Source organism: Microbulbifer maximicatervae (SeqCode) (assembly GCF_052467325.1).
Map to the genome: position 1 here is coordinate 2,455,484 of NZ_CP174310.1, position 11,823 is coordinate 2,467,306.

Annotated in this window: 4 protein-coding genes; 1 reads left to right on the forward strand and 3 read right to left on the reverse strand. The window is 53.0% G+C overall.

What is annotated here, in order from left to right:
* Positions 1-36: 36 nt before the first annotated feature.
* Entirely contained in the window at positions 37-357 is a 321-nt protein-coding gene (locus ACJJIE_RS11050; protein ID WP_444894628.1) for a hypothetical protein, read from the reverse strand.
* A 598-nt stretch (positions 358-955) separates the two neighbouring features.
* On the opposite strand from ACJJIE_RS11050, the gene ACJJIE_RS11055 reads away from it, so the two are divergent.
* Positions 956-1,519, forward strand: a complete 564-nt coding sequence (locus ACJJIE_RS11055; protein ID WP_444894629.1) for a hypothetical protein — start codon at positions 956-958, stop codon at positions 1,517-1,519.
* A 366-nt stretch (positions 1,520-1,885) separates the two neighbouring features.
* Here ACJJIE_RS11055 and ACJJIE_RS11060 read toward each other — a convergent pair whose 3' ends face one another.
* Together ACJJIE_RS11060 and ACJJIE_RS11065 are read right to left on the reverse strand one after the other, a co-directional pair.
* Positions 1,886-6,094 (reverse strand): LysM peptidoglycan-binding domain-containing protein, encoded by a 4,209-nt coding sequence (locus tag ACJJIE_RS11060; protein WP_444894630.1) that lies wholly within the window; start codon positions 6,092-6,094, stop codon positions 1,886-1,888.
* 10 nt (positions 6,095-6,104) lie between these two features.
* A complete protein-coding gene (locus ACJJIE_RS11065; protein ID WP_444894631.1) occupies positions 6,105-10,505 on the reverse strand; it encodes a DUF6923 family protein in 4,401 nt (1,466 codons plus the stop codon).
* Between the last annotated feature and the right edge of the window lie 1,318 nt (positions 10,506-11,823).

The following is an 11,823-nucleotide window of genomic DNA, read 5'->3' on the forward strand; positions in this document are numbered from 1 at the left end:
AAAACATCAAACAGAAAGTTAAGACTCTAGATTAACTTAACCTTTATTACCTTTAGGTTCATTCTCCACCTTGAATTCGTCCCCCATAAAAACAACACCAGCCAATTTGTTTAACTCAACATTAAATCTATGCTTGGCTGTAACGATGGCGACTAACAAAATATGTCGGTCTCCATAGATCGACCTCGCTCGCTTTGGGGTCTGAACAACCAGAACACAATCTTTGGTTATACCAACGCGCAGCCAACTTTCTGCATGTCCCGGCAGGGTGATTGGAGACGTTACAAAACGGACGCCCTCCAAATCTATATAAAGAAGAGTAAGGTCTGATTTTACGTTCAGTTCTCTCAAGTTCATTCCTATTTCCTCATTGAAATCTTATCCTTTATCCAGAAGTATTACCCTATTGGGCTCATCACCAATTAAGATCAGGCAGGAAACTTTCCCCTCACCCCGGAAAATCTACTGCTTTAATGTACCTTTTACCCACAACACATAACTAGACTCACAACCAGTGAACCAATAAAACGTGGCACTAAACATGTATACCACTGCAAAAAAACTCTAATCGTGTTTGAATTACGTTTAAATCACAAAAAATAATAGAGTCAAACTGCCAGATAAAAATACCGGAACTTACAATCTCACTGTAGCACCTGGAAGTATTAGCGACCTACAAAACACCCATGTATATCACAGAAAAATGAACCCTCAAGTACACAACTATCCATACTAGAATTGTGACAGTCTAGCCAGCTGAATTCAGAAAGATTCTGTCTACGTAATCCAGCAGTAAATATCACGATCATTTAAACGATCACTCACATTATTGAAATTTAACATCTTGCTCAAACCGCTCATCCAGCCAACCCAGCACTTAGATACATCCTTGAAATTTAATACAAAATGCAAGGAGCTAGCAGTTATCTTGTGCAATCCAGAAAATAGGTTTTCCATGCAGCAAGATACAACAACCTGGAATTTAGATACCTTCAACAACAAACAACTAACCTATAACTTTGCCCGTAGCATTGAAGGATTTTTCTCCATCTACTCCCCAGCCTTAAAACATATCTATGGGGATTTCACAATAGAGCTATTGCATGGCCAGAAATCACGCTTGGTGGCAACACCCTCGATATATGGCCTTGACCGCTATATCAATATTCCCGAAAACACTCTGCGCCCCTCAGGTCTTTATATTTTTCCAGGAGATTTTTTCGACCTCCACCAATATCAATTTAGGGCTGCTTTTTTAGCCAAAGATTTAACATTCCCGAAAAATCCCATGATTGGACCTCCCAGCGCAGGCTTCGATCTATTCAGGAAATTCAGCAATAACAACGAATTATTCCCTGTATTCACCAAAAACGACCTCCACGAATTTAGCTCTATGACGCCCTGCCTACACATTCACCTTATTGACCTAAGAAAAATAAACTTGTCTAATCCAGAACGAAAAACCCTTAAATTGATGTTTGAGGAAAAATATACACGCCTAAAAAGCATTGGTTGTTAAGGTGAATGTAGAAGTACCCCTCAGGGATAAACTCTTCACATGCCCACCCCGTATTCTGTTGAAAATCTTCGGAGAATTATCACTGGTTGACCAGGCGTAATGTAAGTGTTGAGAGCAGGCATTAAATGCCCGCTCGCGATATGCGCCCAATATAGGGGGGGGGGGAGAAAGACCTTATTGAGCTTATTGCCCCCCTAATAAGGTCGCCAGATTTTTTATCAGCGGTTCAGATACCGTCTGGATTACAAAGCATTCTCTGAGGAGCCTCTGAATAACTTCGTAATTACCAACGCTTCCTGCTTTCTCGCTGTACCACACTGCACCTGTATATGTGCCCGACCTGAGCAGGGCGAGCACATGCGACCATCAATAGCGCGCAGTAAAGTTGACGAACCAACCCTTATGGTCGTAATCAAAGTTCGTCAGGTCATCACTAAACTCTGTGAAGTTGTAACCTGCACCAATACGAATGTTTTTTCCAATATCTCGATCGACACCGGCTAGGAATCCCTGCCGAGTGCCACCATTATCTACATTGAGCCAACGATACTCAGCCAGCGCGTGCCAATTCTGGTAAAACTCAAAACGGACCTGTCCTGCGGCAAAAGTGGTGGACGAATCAAGCCAGTCACCGGTATTACGCCCAAAGCGAACTTCGCCCTCGCGCCGCGCCAGTTTGGCAGCCAGCTCCCAATGGTGGTCTAAGCGGTATACACCTTCAAATGCCAGCACTTGAGTCTTTTGGTCGTAGTCCACCTCACCCAACTGCCCCGGCGAGGCCAAGTCATAAAGATAGGTGTAACGCCCGAACAACCCCCAACGACTGTTGCTCCAAGGCCGGTAGGCAAAACCAGCATTACCCTCAATGAACTTTGCTCCCTCAGACGAGTTCAGCTCGTCTTCGGTGTCAGCGTAGTTAAAGCGCGCAGCAATCCTCCAACTCTCATTGAGTTTATGGGATAGGCGATGGGTACTGACCCATTGTGTGCGCCGCTCAGCCCCACTATCGCGCCGCCATTCCAACTTGCTCTGCCAGTCAGTTTCGGGCGAAGTACGCCCGCCGGTCAGGCTAACCGCATTCCGGGATACCTCCTCGCCGATGCTGTTGGTCAGCTCGCCATCACTCAGGATTAAACCCAGGTTCCAACCAATTGCTGGGTAAAAGTCCATACCGAAGGTATGCGCCAGCCCTGACTCATCACGACTTCTGATGTGCTGACTTTCGTTGAACAAATTTACTTGGTTCGACAATCTCCAGCGCTGGCCGAAGGTCCAGCCGTTCTGGCGATTAGGGTTGAAGAGCGAGTCGTATTCGGTACTGTCGGTCGAGTAGGTGTAGCCGCCGTAGAAGCTGTGCTGTGAAGTAAGCCGGTATTCGCCGTTGAGCGTCGCCGCGTCACCGCGATCGCCAGTGGTTATCTCAGTTCCCAGGGTCGACAGGTTGGCGAAGTTGTAGCGCGCCGCCAGCGAATAAGCATCGTTGTCGGCATAGTCACCACCATCGTTACTCAGGGTCATCTGGGTAGTGCCGGACACGTCCAGCGATGTACCGAATCGATGAGAATAACGCAGCGCACCCAAGAGGCCGGTGGCATCGCCTTCTCTTCGCTGCTCCTCAATACCGCGCACTTCAGCGCTCAGGGCACTGTTGTCACCAATACGCAACTCGCTGTTGAGGTGCGCTTGAGCCAGTGTTTCACCATCGCGCTCAGCCTCGCTATAACGGGCGTTGATACCGAGACCCGGGTTGAAATGGCCCAACAGCTCTGCGCCGTGTTCCTCGATATCGAGACCAGTGTCATGCCTCGAGATCGAGTAGCCGCCGTCGACCTGCCGCCACCAAGTGGCGGCGCTCCACTCCTGCTCGGTCCAGCCCAGCTCGCGGAAATTCACCCGCGATTCGACAGAACTGGCCACGCCCTCGCGCAAGCCGTCCGGGTTAAGTCGAGAGAAACTCAAGCCGCCGTTGTCGGAGAAGAACACTGGCGCAATAGTGGACTCGGTCCGACTGTGTTCGAATTTCAGATAAGTGCCTTTGCCAAACTGCTGGGTAAGGTCGGCCCCCATCAGCGTGTAATCCTCACCGGCGCGGTTCTCGTCGATATAGGTAAGCCCTATTCCCACATGGTCACCAAACCAGTGCTTGGCACGCACACCCCCAGTGACCTCATCGGCATCGAAGCCCGATGGCACCCACTCGTAGTCCACCAATAGCCTCTGCTCGAACCCATCCAGTGGCGTGTCGCGGGTAATGAAAGGGATGTTTTCCCGGGTAATTTGCGACAGCGCCCGAGTCAGCAGGATACGGCCTTGCAGTTCATCAATCTCGTAGTCAGCACCGCGCTGCAGCTCGATGCGCCGCTCCACCAGCCCGGTTCCCGGGTCGCGCACCTCCAATACGACGTGATCTGAACCGGGCAGCACGTCGGTATGGCGCAGGTAATACAAGCTGCCGCCGGTACCGATGAATTCGCTGTGGCCGGGCGCGGTCTGCGCCTCGGAGCCGAATACTCGCAACTCGGTATCCGCATCCCCCCAAGGGTTGGCCGAACTTGAGCGCCAGTTCAGCCCTGCGCCATACAGCGAGCGCCCGTATTGCGCATATTCAGTGCCAGTGATTCCGGTGTAGTAATTGCCCCACAGCGCTTCGTTCTTGTCCCATTCGGCGCGCAGGTAGAACCGCCCCATGGTGTCGACGTCCCGGGAGGTGGTCGAATCGTCCCCGTAGGTCGGGTAGTACAGGTCCGGGTCCAGGCGCCGGAAGACATCCTGTGGGTCGGCCTGGGTAAATCCGTCGAATAGATCTTCCAGGGGCCGATCCTGGGTGTCTGCCTGGGCGGTGATCAGGTATTTGCCCTTCGTTTTGGCTTTTAGGTAGAACGCCAACCGGCCGTCACTGAGAAGGTCATCATCGCGGCCATCCAGCACCAAGTCGCGGCCGGGGCCACTGGCCCTGTTCTCTCGCACAGTTACATCGGCGATGCCCACACCGAAGAAGTAGCGCCCGCTCACTTCTATCGGCAGCTCGCGTTCGACAACGGAGCCCCCAGGGCCCTCAAGCCTGACATCAAAGCGGTACTGGCCCACCGGCATCAGGTACTCGGCAACGAACTTCCGCTCCAGGTCGACCGGGTAGCTGTCGCCGTTGATCCACAGGGTGTGAGCAGCCGGAATATTGCGGCCCTGTATGCGCACTCGCGATCCGTAAATCGGGATATTCTGGTAGCGCAGGTTACTCTCGTCGAACACATCGTCGATCAGGCGCTGGGTCTCAGCTTCCTCCTCGCTCAGCGCACTGCCGAAGGAGCGTTCAGTTGAACTTCGCAGGAGTTGTTGGCTGCGCTCAGCTTCGTCGGGGCGTACCAGTTGCAAGCGCTGGGGATAGGTCTCGTCAACATGCCCCTCAACATCAAACGCACGCAGTACATAGACCAATTCATCACCGACTCGAAACGGAATATCCCGGGGCAATGCGCTATCCCACTGAGCCTCCGCCACTGGAGCTACATCAACCGCAACTTTTGCCAGCGGGCTGATCAAGTCGACGTCGGTGCTGCGGAACACTGCCAACTCCATGCGCGAGACAAAGCTGCTGTAATTACTGCGCACGAAAAAACGCACCGGCCGGGTGATGGCGCCATTTTCGAATGGCACCATGGTGGGGGCCGACACCGACAAGTCGCGCCGGCCCAGTGTGGGATCTTCGGTAGCCCAGATTACGCCATTATCAGGCAATGACACAGAGAACCGCCCCTGCGCTACAGCTCGTCCCGGCTTTTCCAATCCGATTGCGACCCTGCGATCAGGTTGCAGCTCCTCGGATGAGGACTGCTTGCTTGTGCCTACCGTAAGAGGCTCATCGTAACTGCGAGTACGCAGCTGGAATAGCAATCCATCACCGGTACGACAACCGTCGGCAGCGCACACCAGTTCCGGTGACACACCACTACTAACAGCGGTAATAGACGATCCATCAGCCGGTGACGGAGACAAACGCAGGCGCTGACCGGAGTAGATTTTGTAGGGGGGATCGATGCTATTCCAGCGCGCGAGTTCCTTTAAACTCACACCAGCACGGGCAGCGATAGCATATAAATAGTCGCCGCTCGCAACGGTATAAAAGTCATCGTTCATAAAACCCTTGGCATGCGGCGCTGCAGGGGCATGTTCGATGGTGGCGCCTTTTGGAGTGACATCCTTCAAGGCTATCGCTTGCTTCGCCAGCCTCTTCTGAGGTGACACCGATGCACTCGGCGGCGGCGACAAACGCAACTGTTGTCCGGGATAGATTGTGTAAGGGGAATCAATGAGATTCCAGCTAGCGAGTTCAATTAAGCCCACACCGGCCCGGGCAGCAATACTAGATAAATAGTCGCCACTGGCGACGGTATAGGATTCGCCATCCATCAAACCGCTGGCATGGGGGGGCACTATGGAGATAGGTTCCATAGTAGCGCCCGTATGCAATGGCTCGGAGCTTCCCGTCATGGTTACTGGTGTTTGCTGTGCAAGTACCTGTGCTGTACAACTGGCCAGATTACTGATCACGACGGCATAGAGTAAATTCATCTGCATGATCGGCCCCTTATTTATCTTCAGAAGTGACAGGCAAAGTGACAGACGCTGTCGGGTCATCACTGGACTCGACCCGTATCCGGGAACGCACTTCCGGGCTCAACCTCATAGCCAGGGCGTTGTACACAGACCTGGCCCTTCGCAAACCCAGGGCAATGTTGTATTGGTAACTGGCGCGCACATCGGTATGGCCCACCACTGCCACAACGCCACTACCCATTTCCTCCAGGTGGGCAGCCACGTTATCCAACAGCTCCTCAAACTCCGGTCGGATCTCGGAGCGGTCGGTGTCGAACAGCACCGTGCCCAGCAGTAGCTCACCCGCGCTGATACCACCGACCAACTCATGAACCTCGGTGCGCACGGTGACCCTCAACATCTGTGCGTGCTCTGCTTCAACCTGCTTGAGCAGCAGGTCGCGCACTGCGATCGCACGTTGAAAAGCAAGTGCCTGACTTCGTCCATCGGCAGTGATGACAACCTCGCCGCCACCGTAGGCATCCACCTCCTCAGCCATGCGGGCAATCGCCGGCCGGTACTCGGCGCGCACCTCCGCACTGCCCGGCGCAAAGATGACTTCCCCCAGCGCCAGCTCAACCTCCTCGGTACGGCCGGGTAACAGGGTTACCGGCAAATGAACACCGAAGTCGAAGCGCACTGGAACGCCCGGAGTAATCTTCCGTACCAGTGGATTTTCGGTGGTGAAAACTGTGTCTGGAGGCAGCGTGGATGGATCGACCTTGAGGATAAAATTGCGATAGCCGCGTTCGCCGCCTTGCACATCAACCAAGTGGTAACGGCCGTACTGATCCGTTTCAATCAGCACACCCTCCACGGATGCGAGGCGGACACCCGGCAGGCCACGCTCGTCTATGCCGGCGTTACTGATCACATAGTCAACGACCAGCCCCTCCTCACTCTGGAACAGGCGACGCTCCACTGTCGGTTCGGCGGCGTTAAGCCCTTGGGCTGCCTCACCGGATTTCTCAACCCAAGTGTTGCCGGCAGCGTCCATTCGAACGGTCACGCCCTGGTCGCTGGTAAGCACGAAGTCATCGGTAAATGCGGGCTCGACCAGACTATTTCGAATTACTATCTGGTGCCGCTCAACAGGATCACCCTCGGACTGGCGGGCTGTGATACGGCCCAGATTGATGCCCTGCAGCAAAGGCGCAGTGGCGCCCGCCACCGGGGGAGCATAGGCACTGGATGCGAATCCACCCTGCACTCGCACTCCCGTCAGCGCGGCACTGTCCATCCAGCCATCGGCGTCGCGGTCGTCAAACACCGTGCCGAAAATCAAACTGTCATCGAGCAGTGGGCCCGTTTCGACCGTCACCTGCGCGGTGGCCACATTCGAGATTGAATCACCGGTGTCGCTTTGCACCACCGCCGAGTTAATTTGTGTACCAAGCCGAGCACCAGCGCCGACGCGCAGCACATAGGCAATGGTGGCCTGCTCACCCACATCAATGTCGAGGCCACCTATCCTGAGCGGGTAGCGACCGGGCGACAGCTCGAAGGCATCATCACCGTCATCCACGGTTATCGAGCCTTCGACATAGTTGAATCCCGGCGGCGGTGTATCGACCAGAGCTGCATCCGTCACGGGCACCACGCCGACGTTCTCGACGGTCAGCACGTAACGCACCAGGTCGCCGATCCGCGCAGATCCCACGCCCGCAGTCTTGACCAACCGCAATTCCAAGTGGTTGTCCACCGGGTGGCCGGTGTCACAAACGGTGCAATCGGGATCATCTCCGCCCCCGCCCGACGCGACCACGTTGTTGCTGATCGTATCGCCTGCATCGGGGTCCACGAGAGTCTGGTAGCTAAAGAGGTAGACACCTGGCGCAGTGCCCACTGCCAAGGTGCACTCGAGACCACCAGACGCGACAAGACAGTTTCCGCCTTGGGGGGAGATGATGGAGTCCGTCAATAAACTCTGGCCATCGCTCAGGGTATCGGACAGGGTCAGCACTTCGGTGGTCGGACCATTGCTCACCGTCACGTTAAGCGTATAGGTGACTGTGTCACCTACCGTGACTTCAATACCATCTTCCGGATCTGAGGTTTTGCTTATTTGCACTCTCGGAAGTACCGGGTGCGATGTGCTACAGGTCTCGCAAACTCCGGTGTTGGGGACAACACTGTTATCAACTTCAGTGGTTGCGTTGTCGTTTAATGTGGCGGTGTAATCGAAAGTGTGCGAGCCGATGGCCGCACCCGCAGCCAGGGTGCAGGTGATCTCCTGCTCCGATGCTGAACAGCCACTTGGTAGAGGGCCGAGGTCAAGGCCCTCGTCCAGGGTGTCGGTCAGCACCACATCCCCATCGGTGACAGCATTGGCAACATCTACCGTCAGGGTATAGGACACAGTGTCACCCACCAGCACCGCCGTGCCACTGGCAGGGCTCGCGCTTTTGCTGACCAAGATCGTCGGATCGACCGGGTGGTTAGTGATGCAAGTCCCACAGTCTCCAGTGTCTGTGACGACACTGTTATCTACTTCGGTGGTCGCATCCTCGCTCACGGTGGTGGAGTAATCGAAAGTGTGCGAGCCGATGCCCGCGCCCGCAGCCAGCGTGCAGGTAATCTCCTGCCCCAACGCCGAACAGTCACTTGGCAGGCTGGTAATATCAACATCAAGGCCTTCACCCAGGGTGTCGGTCAGCACCACATCCCCGCCGGTGACAGCATTGGCGACATCCACTGTCAGGGTATAGGACACAATGTCACCTACCGAGACCGCCGTACCGCTGGCAGGACTCGCGCTTTTGTTGACTGAGATTGTCGGGTCGACAGGATGGTTAGTGATGCAGGTCCCGCAGTCTCCAGTGTCAGTGACGACACTGTTATCTACTTCGGTGGTCGCATCCTCGTTCACGGTAGCGGAGTAAGCGAAGGTGTATGAGCCGATGGCCGCGCCCGCAGCCAGGGTGCAAGTGATCTGCTGCCCCAATGCCGAACAGCCATTTGGCAAAGGGCCTGGGTCAAGGCCGTCATCCAGGGTGTCGGTTAGCACCACATCGCCGTCGGTGACAGCATTGGCAACGTCCACTGTAAGGGTATAGGCCAGAGTGTCGCCCACCGAGACCGCCGTGCCGCTGGCAGGACTCGCGCTTTTGTTGACTGAGATCGTCGGATCGACCGGGTGATTGGTGCTGCAGGTCCCACAATCTCCAGTGTCAGTGACGACACTGTTATCTACAGCAGTGGTGGCATCCTCGTTCACGGTAGCGGAGTAAGCGAAGGTGTATGAGCCAACGACCGCGCCCGCAGCCAGGGTGCAAGTGATCTGCTGCCCCGATGCCGAACAGCCACTTGGCAAAGGACCCAGGTCAAGGCCGTCATCCAAAGTGTCAGTCAGCACCACATCCCCGCTAGTGGTGGCATTATCTACATCCACCGTAAGGGTATAGGCCAGGGTGTCACCCACCGAGACCGACGTACCGCTGGCAGGACTCGCGCTTTTGTTAACTGAGATCGCCGAGTCAATCAAAAAGGGCTCTGTAACGCACTTGGCACCGTCATTGGTATCAGTGCCCCTGATACCAGAGATCAGGGTACTGACGCCGCTACCCGTATCAAACTGATAGAACCCCCCATCATTGTTGACGCCAAACACTCCGTTTGTGGCGCCGAACAAGGCACCGAAACTTTCCGTAAAATTCGCCCCGGGTGTCCCGCTTCCAATCTGCCTCATCCCTCCCGTTGCAGGATTGATTACGAACAGTCGATCCCTGTTACCAGTTGTGCTCTGGCTGCCGACAGCGTACAGTCGATCGTTGTGCCATGCCAGATCCGCCGCCAAAAACGTGAGGCTTGTTGTGATCGAAAAAGCACGGCGATTAGATATATTTATTCGATAGAGAATATTTCGGAGACCATTGCGTCTGACGTAGTAATTACCATCTGGATCGATTTCACCTGAGACGTAACCCTCAGGAAAATTATTGGGATCGGGGACTGGAAGATTCTGTATAGCTCCCAACTCCTCTACACTGCCATCCCGACCAACTCTTAACAGAACATTAGTCCCGCGCCTAATGGCATACAGATAGTTGTCCGAAGGATTGAACGCAGTGCCGTTATAGACCTCATTGGCAGCTCTTCCCAAAACAGTGAAATCAAATGGGTCCGAACTCGTATCGAAACGAATCAACTCCGTTGGAGGCGTGTTTAGCACCACGGTTTGCGTCAGATAAAGGCTCGAATCACATGCCGGCATTGGTTGCACTTGTGCCTGCGTGCTCGCCGACCAACCCACCAAGCCAAAGGCAATGGCCAACACAACACGGAGCACCTGCAAAACCCCTTTACCCAAAGATGCCACCGCCTTGCCGCAGCAAGACCTAACCACGCATCCTCCCCCCCACAGAAAAGCCAACTGCCCGCTATACACACTCATCAAACGTCTCCCCAATCGTTTGCTGTTCAAACCGCGTATTCAGTGCTTTTGCATTAAATAGCGGTGCCGTAGCACATTTTTATGCTGAGCAATCATGTGATTGAGCGAGGTACTCTCCGTGGAAAAAACATGGGTATAGGAATTCTTGCTATTCACACACAAATTAATACCGCAAATAACCATCTGTTTTAGGCGGACGGATTGACGGTCTAATTTGATATGAACTGCAGTACCGAAATGATCAAAAAATGACTTAAACAAAAGAGATTGTTATTACCCCGGCAACTGGATATTGCGCTAATACCTACATAAATAAAGGTGAAAATTTCCATTTCGGCTGTGTAAGAAGAGAGTTCTATCTTAAAAGATCGCAGATACCCGTTGGTGCGCTTAAGCTATCAATCAATAAGCAAGTCGAACGATGCTGAAAAGGCCGTACTCTATCGTTTGAATAATGACAATCTGGAATGCCGGATGGCAGTAATCATCTATTCAGCGATGAGTGCATAACTTAATACAAGACCTGTTGGAAAATAAGGTACTGGATCAGCTGAAAACCCCTTGCTCCGCAAAGTAGCAATTGAACTGGTTAAACAAGACAGGCTTAAAAATGCTAATTCATACAACTCGTGAATACCTGCAAAAACTCATCAAATACCAGCAAAACCTGCCAACAAATAGAGTTGGAAAGTAGATATTTTGATTGGATTCAGTCAGCGGCCTATTAATTCTGCAAAACGTTATATGACTTTGGTACTAAATACCTGATTACATAGGCCAAAGTTTTCAAAGCTTTGTGGCGTGACATAAAAGAGAAATCGAACCACTTTATTTATCAGATTTATCTCCGAAGTTGAACTCAGATGAATACCTAAATTGTGACCTAAAAGCAAGAGTCTACAGAAAGAATTCCTCCCGCTAAAATAACTAAGCCACATAACAACATCCAGTATGCGGATAACGAAAAAGCAGTCTGGGCAGGTCAAAACATACAAAGCATGCTATATCCTTCCTGTCAGCGTTACCCTACATTTGTCGGGTTGTCCGCCCCGCCCTCCAGAATTAATATCCGCCCAGTCACCAAAAGAAAAAACAATCTGTGGGAAATATGTCGAGGTCGGAACTTTCATACCAGAAACCCGTACCGCTATTTTAACTAACTACGACATCAACCCCAGGTAAATAACTATTTCTAAGTCTGATACTGGGTCAAAGATTGTACATGGAGAGTTTCCCGAAACACTAACGGAGTCAGCTTAGCAACAAAAGTCACGGATTCCACTGTAAATAGTGGGGGGGGCAGATAGAAATCCAGTCA

Coding starts and splice junctions, on each gene's coding strand:
- ACJJIE_RS11050 (WP_444894628.1), bottom strand. CDS start 357: ATGAACTTGAGAGAACTGAACGTAAAATCAGACCTTACTCTTCTTTAT.
- ACJJIE_RS11055 (WP_444894629.1), top strand. CDS start 956: ATGCAGCAAGATACAACAACCTGGAATTTAGATACCTTCAACAACAAA.
- ACJJIE_RS11060 (WP_444894630.1), bottom strand. CDS start 6,094: ATGCAGATGAATTTACTCTATGCCGTCGTGATCAGTAATCTGGCCAGT.
- ACJJIE_RS11065 (WP_444894631.1), bottom strand. CDS start 10,505: ATGAGTGTGTATAGCGGGCAGTTGGCTTTTCTGTGGGGGGGAGGATGC.